This window comes from Pseudomonas graminis (genome assembly GCF_900111735.1).
GTDB classification, from domain to species: Bacteria; Pseudomonadota; Gammaproteobacteria; order Pseudomonadales; family Pseudomonadaceae; genus Aquipseudomonas; species Aquipseudomonas graminis.
In genome coordinates this window covers 43,967-58,098 of the sequence record NZ_FOHW01000026.1, presented here as the reverse complement: position 1 = coordinate 58,098, position 14,132 = coordinate 43,967, and the positions used below count along the sequence as shown (strand labels likewise).

11 protein-coding genes are annotated in these 14,132 nt (G+C 55.5%); 5 read left to right on the top strand and 6 right to left on the bottom strand.

What is annotated here, in order from left to right; all coding sequences use genetic code 11:
* The first annotated feature begins 112 nt into the window (after positions 1-112).
* The gene (locus BMY98_RS18490) at positions 113-1,660 is read left to right on the top strand and encodes an RNA-directed DNA polymerase (RefSeq protein ID WP_083398830.1); all 1,548 of its coding nucleotides are present in this window, start codon (positions 113-115) and stop codon (positions 1,658-1,660) included.
* 195 nt (positions 1,661-1,855) lie between these two features.
* Here the strand turns inward: BMY98_RS18490 and BMY98_RS18485 are convergent, their stop codons facing one another.
* The 6 genes from BMY98_RS18485 to BMY98_RS18460 are packed head-to-tail and all read right to left on the bottom strand — an operon-like array spanning position 1,856 to position 7,383.
* Positions 1,856-2,608, bottom strand: a complete 753-nt coding sequence (locus BMY98_RS18485) for a TIGR03747 family integrating conjugative element membrane protein (RefSeq protein ID WP_074891558.1) — start codon at positions 2,606-2,608, stop codon at positions 1,856-1,858.
* 26 nt (positions 2,609-2,634) lie between these two features.
* Positions 2,635-4,845: a type IV conjugative transfer system coupling protein TraD gene (gene traD / locus BMY98_RS18480; RefSeq protein WP_074891556.1), complete on the bottom strand. Its 2,211-nt coding sequence runs from the start codon at positions 4,843-4,845 to the stop codon at positions 2,635-2,637.
* An 11-nt stretch (positions 4,846-4,856) separates the two neighbouring features.
* On the bottom strand, positions 4,857-5,360 hold the full coding sequence (locus BMY98_RS18475; protein ID WP_074891554.1) for an integrating conjugative element protein: 504 nt from the start codon (positions 5,358-5,360) through the stop codon (positions 4,857-4,859).
* Positions 5,357-5,914, bottom strand: a complete 558-nt coding sequence (locus tag BMY98_RS18470) for a lysozyme family protein (RefSeq protein ID WP_074891552.1) — start codon at positions 5,912-5,914, stop codon at positions 5,357-5,359. The genes BMY98_RS18475 and BMY98_RS18470 overlap by 4 nt, the downstream gene beginning before the upstream one ends.
* Entirely contained in the window at positions 5,899-6,672 is a 774-nt protein-coding gene (locus BMY98_RS18465) for a TIGR03759 family integrating conjugative element protein (RefSeq protein WP_139214533.1), read from the bottom strand. Before BMY98_RS18465 ends, BMY98_RS18470 begins: the two co-directional genes overlap by 16 nt.
* Positions 6,673-6,681: 9 nt before the next feature.
* Complete coding sequence (locus BMY98_RS18460; RefSeq protein ID WP_074891550.1) at positions 6,682-7,383, bottom strand: hypothetical protein; 702 nt, start codon at positions 7,381-7,383, stop codon at positions 6,682-6,684.
* A gap of 894 nt (positions 7,384-8,277) precedes the next feature.
* On the opposite strand from BMY98_RS18460, the gene BMY98_RS18455 reads away from it, so the two are divergent.
* From BMY98_RS18455 to BMY98_RS18440, 4 genes are read left to right on the top strand one after another with little or no spacing between them, the layout of a single operon-like run.
* Positions 8,278-9,510 carry a Druantia anti-phage system protein DruA gene (locus BMY98_RS18455; protein WP_074891548.1) on the top strand — a complete coding sequence of 411 codons (1,233 nt, stop codon included), beginning with the start codon at positions 8,278-8,280 and terminating at the stop codon, positions 9,508-9,510.
* Between the two features lie 19 nt (positions 9,511-9,529).
* Entirely contained in the window at positions 9,530-11,194 is a 1,665-nt protein-coding gene (locus BMY98_RS18450) for a competence protein CoiA family protein (protein ID WP_074891546.1), read from the top strand.
* Positions 11,191-13,083 carry a hypothetical protein gene (locus BMY98_RS18445; protein ID WP_074891543.1) on the top strand — a complete coding sequence of 631 codons (1,893 nt, stop codon included), beginning with the start codon at positions 11,191-11,193 and terminating at the stop codon, positions 13,081-13,083. The genes BMY98_RS18450 and BMY98_RS18445 overlap by 4 nt, the downstream gene beginning before the upstream one ends.
* Positions 13,084-14,118, top strand: a complete 1,035-nt coding sequence (locus BMY98_RS18440) for a hypothetical protein (RefSeq protein WP_074891541.1) — start codon at positions 13,084-13,086, stop codon at positions 14,116-14,118.
* Positions 14,119-14,132 lie beyond the last annotated feature (14 nt).

Genomic DNA, 14,132 nt, shown 5'->3' with positions numbered 1-14,132 from the left:
CAGGCATAGCGCATTTGCACGTGCAAACGGGTCAAATGATCAGTGACCAAAAATTATTGCTTTTCGTCAATGCAGGTGGTTTGATGTCATTTTGACATTGAATGGACTCTTTATGCTTCGCCAACTACTACAGAAAGGCTTTCTTCCAAGAGAACTACCGCCTGTGTTCAATTCGGTATCCTTTGGAAATCTTATCTTCGCCGGAACACTACCAGCCGCGTTTATACAGGGCAACAGGCCAGAGTGGTCGCAGCCAATGCATCACAATTTGTCGCGTGTAGGGGGGTTGAGAAGGCGTCTGACCATTCCTAATCCGGTTAATTTTTACCGGCTCTGCGAAGTATTCGATGCAAATGAGGCATCTATTCTCAGTGCCTCATCTGGCTCTCCATACTCTCACACTACACCGCGACTTAACCCGATGAGTTCCAGAGCTATCGCGACACAGAGCGTTGACAGGGCTGTTGTACGAGCTCACTCTCGCGTGGGAGCGCGGTATGTGCTCAAGGCGGACATTGCGCAATTTTATCCTTCGATTTACACGCATGCAGTACCTTGGGCCGCACATACAAAAACGGTTGCTAAGCAGCGTATGAAAGACTTGAACCTCTATGGAAACCTGCTAGATAAAGAACTGCAGGCATGCCAACATGGTCAAACGAAGGGAATCGCAATCGGGCCTGATACATCGCTTGCCATAGCTGAGTTGCTGCTAACTTCTGTTGATATCTCGCTGAGTCAACAATGCAATATTTTAGGAGGCGTACGCTTTATCGATGATATGGAGCTTTCCTTTACATCCTTGTCGAATGCTGAGTCAGCCCTAATAGCGTTAGAGGCAAGACTTTATGAGTACGAGCTGCAGCTTAATAGTAACAAGACCGCAATCGAGGAGCTTCCAAGCGAAATCGAGTCAATTTTCGTCACTCAATTGCGAGCATTCATTCCAGCAACGCAAGAGGGATCGCCTGCCAGCTGGATTGATTATTTCAATCGCGCCTTCATGCTCGCAAAATCCAATTCTTCTGAAGGCGTTCTTAGATACACGGTAGCATCCCTGCAAAGGGTAGAAGTTACAGTAGTCGCTTGGCCGATGGTTCAAAGCCTGTTATGGCAATGCATAGCTCTTGATCCCGGATGTCTCAGATTGGTGTTAGACATTGTGGTGTTAAATAGTCATCGAAGCAATCTTACTATTGACAACGACATGGCATCCTTAGCAATAAATTCACTAGTGGAAGCCAGTGCTCCGGTTGGACACGGTAGTGAAGTGCTTTGGAGCATCTGGGCAGCTATGGTTCTTGAAATTCCGCTACATGGACATTCACAGACTCTGATTGCTGGTATGGAGGATGGTTGCGTGGCCACCTTGGCTACACTTGCTGCACACGCCGGCGGGGTCTTTGATGCAGGATTTAGTTCTGCCCTCTGGGAGAGCTGGCTTGTCGATGAATGCTTCAAACAGGAACATTGGATGTTTGCATATGAATGTTACAATCGTGGCTGGTATGCGGTAAAAATAGGTTCAACAGACATCGGTACTAACGCCGCGGCGATGTATCTCAAAAGTTATGGCGTGACCTTTCTCGACCCGACTGCAGCTTCCGACTATGTACCTGCATTCGAAATCGACGATGGGACTACCTTTACTGGTTATTAATCAAGCGATTCTCCAATGAGCTATCCCCGTCAAGTGTCAGGATGGCGCCCTCTGACGCTTGAGAGGATCACAGCATGAGCGGGTTGCAAAGTAAGGAATTTTTTAGTCTTTTGGAGGCTGCATAGAGGCTGTTTTAGCACCTGTCTTCATTCTTGAGAGCAAGAACCGGTTTCCTTTCCGCGCGGTTAATCATTCCTACAAATACTTCTTAAAGCTCGCCACCGTTACGCAAACCGCTATTCCCAGCATCAACGCGCATGGCAGCAATATCAGCAATGGGCTCACGCTGAAAGGAATCGCCAAGTACGCAGTCCAGGGGAAGATCGCCAGCGGCAGGATGGTGCCGCGTGCCTTGTGATACAGGTAGCTCGACTCCCGGCCCGATCCAAATTTCCGCAGATCTCGCCTGACCAGTCCATCCACTGCCCCGGTGAATGCGGCCAGCAAAAACAGCGGAATGGTGAGTGTCAGGATCACCATCCGGACACAGAAAGTCAGCACCGTGTAGAGCGCCGCCAGTCCGTAGTCCTGGAACTGAATCATTGTCCAGCCGAGCTGATAGCGGAGGTCAAAGTTCCCCGCTCGCAGTTGCCTCGTCCGCGCGTACTGAGTGAGGGAGTTGATACTCTCCTGCAGGCCCGTTTTGACCATGATCCAGTCATATGCCCATTGCGTCAGCCACACGGCAGTTCGGCCAGGCTCTCTGATGATGACGCTCTGCAGCAGGTCCTTCGACAGCCAGCCCAACTCATATTCGAACATCTGTTGTGCATGCGCCCAGCCGGCCTCTGGCCAAATGAAGTACAGGCATATCCATTCGAGGATAATGGCGCACAGCAGCGATCCGAACATCACTCCAATGAAGTGAAGCGGCACTGAAAACAGCATGCCGATGAACGTCTTCTGACCTTCCTGCTGTTGCTCGGCTTTTTCAGCGATGTCTGCCACTGCGTGTTTCCTTCACGGGTGCATGGTTACTGAGCGTCCCGGCTGTCAGCCAAGTGTTTGAAACCGTCCAGCAAGTCATCGGGCAGCGACTCACTCATGGCTTGATAACCGGGTGCGTCCCACCACTCACTTTTACTTCCGGCCCCTTTGCGCATGCCTTCGGCGATTGCCTGCAGATCCTTGGGCATCACCTCGTCCGGGTCACTGGCCGGCAATGGCATGCGGATTTTCCACAGGTTGCCACCTTCAACGAGTGCGAAGCACTGACCCTTCGGCAGGCCTACGACATGCGCGGGCTCGATCATGGGCACGCTGACGCTTTGGATCTGGTCGTGAGTGTTGGAAGTGAAAGCGGTGTTGCCAGTGACGGAGTCATTGGCGCTGCTGGCCGACGTGCTGTTGAAGACTTGGACCTTGGGCAACTGGTTGGTGAGCAGCTCTGCAGTTGCAGTCTCTCGTACCCTGAGCATGAAGAGATTGTTGAAGTTACCGATGACCTGGCCCGCCTTCGCGCGGCTACCAATCTTCGCCTCGATGTCGCTCATGGTCTGCGTGTAGGCCGTCACTTGCATGCCGGCGCCGCCGCCCTTGTTGATCATCGGGATGAACTCATCACCCATCAGCTCGTTGAATTCATCAGCGTGAACGTTGATGGCGACCTTGCCGCTGTCGGCGCCGGGCAGGCCGTCATCGATCCCGAACTTGTAGATGTGACCGGCGACCGATACCAGGTCGCTGAACATCGAATTCCCGACTGCTCCAGCCACTTCCGTATCGGAAAGTGCATCCAGTCCCACGTAAACCACACCTCGTTTTCGTATCACCTGCATCCAGTCAAAGATCGGTCGCGGATCTTCAAGGTCCAGGTAATCCGGAGACAGGAGCTCGGCGATGCGCCCTGTGGTCAGCTTCTCCAAAAGCGGCAGAAGGCTCGCCACGATCTTGTCGAAGTAGGTTTTGTCGTAGCGCACCGCCGAACGTAGCCCGTCGAGCACCGGATCAGCGATGCGAGCTTGAGTCAGGTACTGATCGATCGCTACCACGCGAAGCGGCCGATCCTTCATGGCGAAGCTAAGGTTCTTGCGGTCGATCTTGGCTTCAAGTCCGACAATGACTTCCCACGCTTTGGGCTCATGTTCGGCGAAGTACTTTTGGGTGTATTCGATGAACAGCGCGTCGATGTTGATGACGTGCTGCAGAATCTGCTCGTAGTCAGGTCGCCGGCCCAAAGCGACCAAGGCGCGCGCGATGATGTTGACGAAGCGCCACGCAAACTCACGAAAGGCCGCCGAGTTGCCTTCGCCGGAAAGTTGCCCGGCGATTCGGGTCGCCACTTCCGAGATACGCCCAAAGCGGCCAACAGCGTTGTAGCGTGCGGAAAAGTCAGGCCAACCCAAGTGGAAGACGTAAAACTCGTCCAGCCGGCCGGCACGCTTGCACTCGATGTACATGCGTTTAAGCAGGTCCGCATCACCCTTCGGGTCGAAGACAATGACCACTTCACGATCAAGGTTCATCTCTGCGGTTTGGGGCGTTTCCTTCTTGATCCGATGCGCGAATCGAGGACGACGCCCAGCCCGACGCCGGGTGCGTCGGATGTCCTGCGTGATGAAAAGCTCTGCCAGGCGAGTCTTACCGACGCGGGTGGTCCCCAGCACCAGAGAGTGACCAACACGCTCGCCAAGAGGCAGGCTGACATCTCCTTCATGGGGTTCGATACCGTGGAGACGAGGTAGCCCACCCACGGGCGGGAGTGGACGTACCGGGTTGAGCGGGATGTCCCACTTTGTGGCGCGGGTAATCAGCTTGAGAGGGAAGGGCGCGTATTCCAGCTGCTCCTCGATACGTCGCGCGCGCACATAAAGCGGGGTGGGCTCGACGTATGAGGCGTATTTGGGCAGATAAGTGTCCGTCAGCCTTTGAGTGTGCTTCTGCGTCCAGCGAAACCCTTTGCCGATGAACAAGCGCTCGTTACTGACAGGCATGTCTTTGCTGGTCATCGTGTAATGAGGCAGGCGCCGGATGTTGCGTCGATAGCGCAGAACGACCAGTGCTTGCCTCAGGCGGATATACCCGAGGGCAAGATAGGCACACGCTGTCGCAGCCCCAAAGAGTGGCGACAGCGCGAACACCCAAGGTGCCAAGATGCATAGCAGCGCTGCGGCGAGGCAGACAAAAGCGGTGTTGAGCTCGACAGCGGGCCGGAGCAGAGACTCGATGGTGTAGGTGCTGGCCACGTCGTTGCCCCCTATTGCTGGATAGCGGTGGCAGTAATCAGCAGCGGGTAATGGTTTATCCCGAGTCTTGAAGCCAGATCATCGCCAGGCGCTGGGACCATCTCCAAACCCTTCGCCCAGCTCTTTACTTCGGCGAAGCGATCAGTATTTGCCACGTTGACCACCACACCGACCGCCTGCATCTGCTGCAGATGTTCTTGGCGTTGAATGAGCCAGGACCTTGACAGATCGTCGTCACCGACCACAAACATGGGTTGAAGCCCTGGAGCATTGATCACCCTGCCTTGAACTGTGCCAGGTGTGAGTTGGGCGGAGCGTACGGGAAACGCGCCGGTTCCTCGGACGCCTAAATTCGGATCCTGTGCTTGCTGTTCAGACGGGGCCGGTACCAGATCCTGGTAGTAAGGCAGCGCGGAGGAACCACCCCGGTCCTCGACCACGATTAGTGAACCGCCGGTACAGATTTCTGTGAAAGCTAGGCCTATTAAGATGCAGAAGCTGGGTAGCTGTTTCATGGGGTCTCCGTCTTCAAATTGATGCCGGTAACGCGGCTGAGATGCTTGGTGAATGCACGCCGGTACCGGGCTGCGGGCGCACCACCTGCGGGACGGTGATAACGGCCGGCTGCCGCAATCCAGCTTCCGGCTATTGCTTTTTGTTCAGCCAAAATCTGGGCGGTCACGCGGAGGTTTTTGTGTGGGTCCAGACCTTCGCAAGGCTCGGTGTAACGGTGCCCGTTGGCGCGCATGTTGGTTTGGCCGAGCCCGACGTCGACACGAGCTGGCCCCACGCTGACAATCGCGATCTGCAGGGCGCGGCAGGCATCGTTGCGGGTGGCAAACCGGTAACCCGTGCCGGCTACATTCAACGTCCAAGGCCATGGGATGGTGCGGCCGCGAACTCTCGTCCCGCTTTCCTGCAGTGCGATGGCGTACAGGACCTCCGACGGAACACCCTCCGGGATCGCTATTGACTGATACGCCGGTGGTGGCACCTCACCGGATTGGGCCGGGGCGGCGCTGCAAATCAAGGTGCTGACTAGCACAGCCCGAACTACTGACGCTGCCACTTGCCATTCACCTCACGCACGATCGCTGGCAACTCTCCACCCAGCCGAAGACCAAGCCATCTGCCATCGTCGTGGTTCAGTGTGATCCTTCTGGACCGCACTCCACCGGGATCAATGCCGGCGAGAATCGCCCAGCGGCGGATACGTTCGTCGTCGCCTTGGCCGCCGACAAAGTAGAGATCGAAAGACTGCTTCCTGGTTTGAAGGTCTTGAACCCGGGCCACACAAGCGGAGCAGTTTTCTTCTACGAATACGGCCAAGCGTCCGTCGCTTCTCAGGATCGTTTGCGTCGTTGCCGGCGATGATTGAGCGGAGGAGATCTGGATGACTTTCTCTTCGGGATACAGACGCGCGAAGGCCTGGTCGTAAGCGCGCTGATACGCCAGCTCCTTATCAACACGTTGCCGTTCGGCCTGGACTTGCAGCTCCGCATATCGCAAGCGCTCTTCTGCTGACCTGGCTTCAATTCCAAGGGCTGTGAGCGGATCGAGGCCTGGGGAGTAGATCCCGCGCGGCCCTTGCATTAGCTGCTGGTAGCGGAGCCACTCTTGCGGGCTCAACCCCCAGTCGTCACCACCGTTCGGAGTACCGATGATTTTCGCGGTTTGCCATTCAACGGTATTGCTGATGGTGGGCTTGATTATCTTATCGTTCTTGGCGAAAACGGGCGGGGAGAGCAGCGACCAGGCTAAACATCCTGCGGCAATGAGGGCGCTCAGTGGTCGCAATGGGCGGCTGAAGTTCTTGGCAGAATTCATACGGGAGTCCTAACGCGCGAGTGCGATGGTTTGCGAAACACCGGCAACGTCGAAGCTGGCCGAAGCACTGTCGACAGATTGGAGCTTCCAGCTGGTACCGCTGACCCCGTCACCCGGCCGGACCAACTGGATCTGGCTTAGTTGATTGCTGCCGATTGGGGCAATGGCGAGAAACTCTTGCCCGCCCCGGTGTTCGAGACCGATCACGTCAAAGGGTGGGTGAGGGGCCGACTTCTTGGTTTTCGCCCGGGACGCGGCTTTCTGGGTTGAAGACGCCGGCGAGGGTGGCTTTGCATTTGCGGAGTTTGATTGGCGGAGCTGCAGGTCTTTGAGTTGTGCAGCTACGCTGTCGACGCTGGCTTTAATAATGACGATGTCTTCTGCTGAAGCAGAGGTGAGATCCAACTGCTCGACTCGCTGTCCCACCTGGTTGGCTAAGCCTTCAAGCGTATCCAGTCGGTTCGACAGGGCTTGCTGTCCTGAGCGGAAGTCTTCGTTGCTCGTCAGGTATTTTTGGTCGACGGCAGCGAATCGCTCGTCGAACTGCTCAAGCTTTGTTTGGATGGCGTCTAGGGATTCCTTGCCTGCCGTCCCGGCGATGGCTGTAGTCAGATTCGCCAGACGGTATTGCTGGTAGCTCAGCGTGCCGACCAATGTCAGCAGGCACAGGCTTAGGGTCAGATTGGTTCGGGTGGGGCGTGGTAGTTTCATGAGCGTCCTCGCGCGATAGCGGGGCACACAGTCTCAAGAGGGGCTTTTGGGCGCAGTGGGAAATAGGTTTTGCGCGGGCGGGGAATTTGAGAGAGCTTTCCCGTCCGTCAGTCAGCTAGAGCCGGCGCGGTCGCCAAAGTGCGAACTCAGTCCTCCAGTTCCAGTCACGGATGGCTCCTCTAGCCGCACACTCACTGCAATCCCAGCCCATGCCTCTCTGCTGAGCTTCCGCTCCTGTTCCGGCCCAGCCGATCGGCCAGGCGGACGGTTTGCGGTTTCTGCTCGCCGGTCAGGATGGGTTGACGCAGCGCTTGCCGTCGTTGAACCCTTATCGGCGTGACAGTAGATCCGCTATTCACTAATTAATGCGAGGCTCGTTTCGGGGCGAGATTACCTCGGGGCGGGATCCAGAGATCGCATCACTCAGAACGAGCTGAAATGTTTCTCGCTCAAATCGCTCAATTGTGTTTGGATCCATCTTTTCCTGTTCAGCACATGCTCTTTATCGACGGCTACCGGTGCCGCACAAAAGCTGGTCAGGTATGGGCTGCCTAGAAGGCCACTGGGATGCCAATCTCCTGTCTCGACAGCAGGCGCGGCGCTTTGACTTTATAAGGCACCGTGCGGCATGTACCATCCGCGCGCGCTGCACAGGACCGTCTTCGGCTGGAGCATCTGTGAGTCAAATTGGTCTAGGAGTGTGGTTAGGTAGTTCATGCCGCACGCCCATCACGTGTATTTTGGCGGGAAATAACGGCGAGGGTGCCAGGCAGCTCCAATGGTTGTATTTATCGGGTTAACCGCCCCGAGTTTTAGTGAATATCCGTTACCTCGACCGCCGATGTATTCGGCTTCTTAGGCTCAATTGGATTAACCGTTAGCAGGAAGCGACACATGCCTAAAAAAGGCGACGCGATCATTATCGGCGTTAACCTCCGCGAAGCGAACCTTAAGCGAAAGCTTCGTGAGCACTTGCATTTCCTAGGGTTCACCAAGACCGATGAGGGCGCTTTGCGTCCACCAGGGAATGGCAAGGACGCTATCCGCACTCTGCACAGTGCTCAACGCGAAGAGCGTCTCATCGCCAGCGAAAATTTTGTCACCAAGAAAAGCGGCAAACTGATGCACTATTTCGCATCGGGCTTAGACGTCAATCCAGAGAAAATCTCGCCGGTTTTGGAGCGCGTGTCATCTAGCACCTGGCAAAGCGACTTGTTTAGGCTAGCTGCACTGTCATGGTCAGTGCCTGTCTCTAACGGATTCGGGCGCCGCCTTCGTTATCTCGTCTGGGACCAGAGCAATGGAAAGCTGATGGGCATCATTGCCATCGGTGACCCAGTTTTCAACCTAGGCGTGCGGGACAAGTTCATCGGTTGGAACACGCACGATCGTGGCGCCAGATTGGTGAACATCATGGACGCGTATGTGCTCGGAGCTATTCCTCCGTACAACTCGCTTCTGGGCGGTAAGCTGGTTGCCTGTCTGCTCCGCAGTCGTGATCTCTATGATGATTTCGCGCAGACGTATGGTGCCTCCACGGGCATCATCTCGCAGCAAGAAAAAAAAGCTCGCTTGATGGCGATCGTCACGACTTCGTCGATGGGGCGGTCCTCGGTGTACAACAGGCTGAAGCTCAACGGAACGGAATACCTTAAGTCGATAGGATACACCGGGGGGTGGGGGCATTTTCATATCCCCGACTGGCTGTTCACCGAGTTGCGAGACTATCTGCGTTATATCGATCATACCTACGCAGACCAGCACGCGTACGGACAAGGGCCGAATTGGCGGTTGCGGACCACCCGTGCAGCCTTGGCAGCTCTGGGCTTTAAAGACGATCTGATGCGCCATGGCATTCAACGCGAAGTTTTTATATGCCAACTCGCCTCTAATGCGGTCAGCATTTTGCACACCGGAAAAGGTCAGCCAGACGTAAGTTCTCTTCAATCCGTTGAACAGATCGCTGATATGGCGTTAGATCGATGGGTCATTCCGCGGAGCAAAAACGTGCCGGATTTCAAGTACTGGAAGTCTAGCGATCTGATTGACTTATTTGGCAATCAAGCTCACCTACTCCGAACACAGATGGAGTTGGGGAAGGCATTCGGCTCGACCTACCGAAATTAGAGACGCAAGGGGAACTGCGTTGGACTATGCCGTTAACAAGATAACAAATAAGGTCGAGTCGGCTGAAAGCGTGGTTGGTGGTGGATTCTATAGCTGCCCAATTTGCCAAGCTAGGGTGAGCCATCGCGCTGGGCTCAAACGCAAAAAATACTTTGCTCACTGGCCCGGCACAGGAACTGCCCAATGTGAAAACTTTGCGCCAGGTCTATACGGACAGAACTTGCCGGGTGGTGCCTTTGCCGTCCTGACCAAGCGGCGGATGGAGCTTCGGCTAAGAATTGACAAAGGAAGGAATCGGGCGGCTTGGTATCTGGAGTTGACCCTGCCGTCGTGCCGCGCGTGCAATGGCACCATCACAGTCGATGTGGGCGGCAGGTTACAGAACATCAACATGCTGGGGATGGCCAGTGGTTCCCGGATCACGGCCGAGCTCTCAACGGACAATTTTCGGATCGTTTCATTCGACGGCCAACCGGATCGATATTATGTCGAGAGCGTAGAGCGTGAGTGCCGTGGACTTCCATCCTTGGGAGCTGCGGTATTCACGGCCTCGGGGCGTGGCGACGCGATGGGATTTCCCAGGGCACATGAGCTCAGAGGGGCAGAGACGTATGCTCTCTTGTGGAAAGAGCCTGTGTTCCCCGATTTTCCGAGTGAGCTTGTTCCAGACAGGTTTCAAAGTAGAAGAGGCTGGAGCCTCGCTCTAATTACCGTTCCTGAAGATCCGTCCGAGGAATGCACAGATTGGCTCCAGGCTTTTACCGGGCTTATAGTCAATCCACCGGTACCGAGCATCACCACTGTCTGGCCTTTCCTAGCGAGAAACGCCAGCGTCAACGCTATCGAATGTATCGATTCAAGTTCGTTAATACTCGCTGCCAATATGATGCCCGTAGGCCCGCAAGACGCAGGGCCAAGTATGCTCGTTTTTGGCGGCGCAAACAGGATTGCCGCGATAGGAGTCGAACGATCGCCCGCGTTATTTACTTTGACGCCGGGCAGTCAAGAGCATTTTCGGGTCGCCAAATCAGAGACTTCCGAGGCTGAGAAATTCTTCTTCCGAACACTGAAGACAAGAACGACTTTGGACCTCCCTGGACTAGAAATGGCATTCACTTCACCTGAGGGCGTGCACTTGATCGTGCCCTTTGGTACCCGCAAGTGCAAAGCGCTCGTAGAGTTGGTGCGACTGCAGCAGATGACGCTCGATTATCTTGCGATGCCGCCCGGTGCGACTGGTCGACTTCACTCAGAAATTGGAGCAACGCCAATTAGCGTCGAGCTGTCGTCAGGCGACGATCTGGCTCCCCATAGTTCGCACCAGCGGTTGTTACCGAATGATGCGCATTGCACCGTTCTTGAACGCCTCCGCGACTCCTCATCCCATGTCGATCTTGAGTTTGGAGGGTTTGGGCGGCTGCGTTGTATGGGAGTCCAGTCCCCGCTAATCAGCAAGGCGCCGTTAATGCTGAATCACTCTGTGCGGTCAAGAGTGCGCAGCTTTCTATCTCAACTGCTAGGTAGTGGGCCCATGGGAGGGAATGCGGACGACGCCATGCTGGTCTTGGCCTTTTACGCCGCTAAACCTCAGTCAGCGCTATTGCCGAACTACCGGGTCCTCGCGAGGGAAATCCTCGCCAGTGGATTTGAAGTCACACATTCAGGGGAAGGTGTCTCGTCATGAGTTACCAATATGGCCAAGAAGCAAGGGAGCGTATCTCTGCATTTGGACTCGCAAAAATCGCTGAGTTTATTGAGGAGGTCCCGCACACTTACCGAAAGAATTACTACGACCGCCAGCCTCCTATCTCCGGATTCCGAAGAAGCTCGCCTCCTGAGTTCAAAGAGAAGCAGAGACGTCTTATAGGGCACATTCTCCATCCCCAAAGCGGTCAGAAGGGAGATGCAGACTGGAAAACGTTTGCTAACTTCTGGGTGGCTTGGGCGATAAATCGGTTAGGTGAAGATTTTCCCGCAGGTGACCGATCTGCTCCGCAAGCCGACGCAGCTCCAATCTTCATTGAGACGATGGCGAACAAGTTTCCGGACGCCCCTCGGGAGATCCTGGAGCGCTTAATCGCGTTCAGTGGCTTTGCCGATCATGCTGATACGCAAGCAGCATTGGGAAGATTTCGTCCGGAGTCCACCCTTGCCCGCGACAGAATGATCGATGGCTTGCCAGGGCGTTTGGACAAGATTGAAGGCTACTTCGAGATTGCCGAAACGGCAGCGGAGGAGGTTGCTGAGCACATTGAGTTGCTTGAATCGGCAATGTCATCGCTCCTCAAAAATGTCGAAGACGTTTCCGTACGCATTCAGGGGGCGGTTAGCGAGGCTGCCGATCTACGCGCTGAGTTTAATACGTCCGCTGAGCTCACTGAGCAACTAGCCGAAGCTGTTCAGGCACTTGATTACGTGGGACGAAAAAATACGGAGGCGTTAGCGTCTACGGATGACAGGGTCGAGCTCGCCACGCAGAAACTAAACGCGCTTTCTGACCAAGCCACAATTTGGGATGAGGCCTCAACTCAGGTCTTGGAGCTCAAAGGTCTGGTGGACCAGATTAATCTGCAAGCCCCTGACTGGGCTCAATCCGCCGAAGCGGTGGCAGTGCTATCTGAACGGATGGAGAGCCTGCAGACCAACCTGAACAAGTTGGGTTCTGGGTCGGGCCACGGGCAGCAGCAAGTTCGTTTGTTAGAGGTCGAAGCCCAGGGGCCAATTGTCGAGATCCGTACTGTCGAAAACGCGTGTGAACTTATCGCATGCAATCTCCAGGCAAGTGGAATAGTAAAAGGGGCAGCGATATCCGTTGCTCGGGTTGTTGTGGCTGGGCTAGCGTCTGGACAGATGATTCAGTTTTCAGGATCACTGGCCGATTTCGTAGCAGATGCCGTAGCGGCAGCAGTGGGGGGGCCGACATTTCACGAGTGGCGAGTGCCGGTCGGACTTATTTCGGAGGAGGCGGCGAGTGACTGTTTTGACGAAGCTGCCGGCACCTCGGGTTGTCTGCTGTTGAAGGGCGCTAACCGATCCGCTTTCGAGATATATGGCACTGCGATCCGAGACGTTGTCACTCGCCGCCAGTTATCCATCGCTACCAATCACAGCCTGGCCCTCATCAGTTCTTGGGCGCAGGGACCTGCGGCATTCCCGGACGGCGGCACTCTTGCCGAGTTGGGGCCTGTTATCAATACAGATAGCCTGCAAATGAGAGGAGTGTCTTCGAGGCTGCCGAGCCTGAAATATGGCTGTTTGAGGAGCAAATCGTGGGATCAGCTTGAGGGGTTCAGCAATGAAACGCCGAGTAGTCTGATTCCTGACTTACAAGAGTTGCTCGACGAGTCGAGTTTTAACCCCGGCAATCTTTGGACTCGAAGTGCTTATCGAGCTTATCTACAACTGAGGTCTACGCCCGGCGGTAGTGAGGGAGGTGATTTGCACTCGATGCTCATGTTCTGGGCCTGCCCCTGGGCAAAAACCTCTGGTGGTCCGTTCGAGAATATCGCCGCCGTTGCGGAGCGCATTCTCGCTCAGCAGCAAGCTGAGTCTTCTCACCTTGAGGACGCATAGATGAAGTGGCAGGCGCTCTCCGACAATGACGCCAAGAGGGTCATCGCCGCCGGAATCGGCTGCAAAGTGAATGGGGAGGGGCTGCGCATCTCGGCGATCTCAGAATGTCTGAGGGCTGCATCCTATATGTGCTCGCTGCCCTTGGCAGATAACGATCCTTGGGAGCCTGCCGCATCGCTGAGTTTGACTAGCCTCGTGCGCAAACGCCTCTCGCCAATCTGGCCGAACCTTTCGGAAGACGCTGAGGCTCGGCCCGGGGTGTTGAGCGTCTTGAACAGTCTAGGTGAGTTGGGGGATTTGGTAAGGGTGGCAAATGGATGGTTAACCCCTAAACCCCTGGCAATCAGGGCCGCAGCCAGCGACGTAGTCATAGTCGGAGGAGGTCCCTCTCAGGCTTTCCCTCGCGGTGTTCAGACCCGCGCGTGTGGCCGAGCGCGGCTGGTCGCCAAGGCCATGTGCGAGGGGTGGCTGGATATCTGCGACGCCAGTGACTGGATAGGTGCCCCGATGGAAGGGCTTGAGGTTTGGTCAGCCAGATTAATTCATGAGGCGAGCGAGCGGTTTGGTCCCCCTATCGACGAGTTGGCAGAGATCATGGTTTACCTCAATGGGGGATGGGTTGCGCTTCCGGGCGCTCTCAACGCCCAAGGGACTTTTTTGGCCAAATATCCAACCGGGACGATGACTTCATATTTTGTGGGGGCCTTCTATCGCGGGCGGCTGCAACGTTTTGCGTCCATTAAATCGCAGGATGCCAGACGGCTTCGCTTTTATTTGGACCAACAGGCTGGCCGCCCCACAAAAGTGGAGGCCGAGACATACCAAGGATTTGTCCGGTTACGCCTGTACCGCCGGCTGCCATCTGCTGAAGCCAAGGCTCTGCTGATTGGTTGGGAAATGGCCGCGCCTGCAGGTGCGCATCCGGGCTTGAGACAACATGTAATACCTATTGAAGCACTACCTATCGTGCGAAGCGCGCTCGATGGACTGGGCATTGTTTTGGTGGAGCGCCAAGGCGCGGAAGGAGGGATCTGATGAGTGGGACGTCC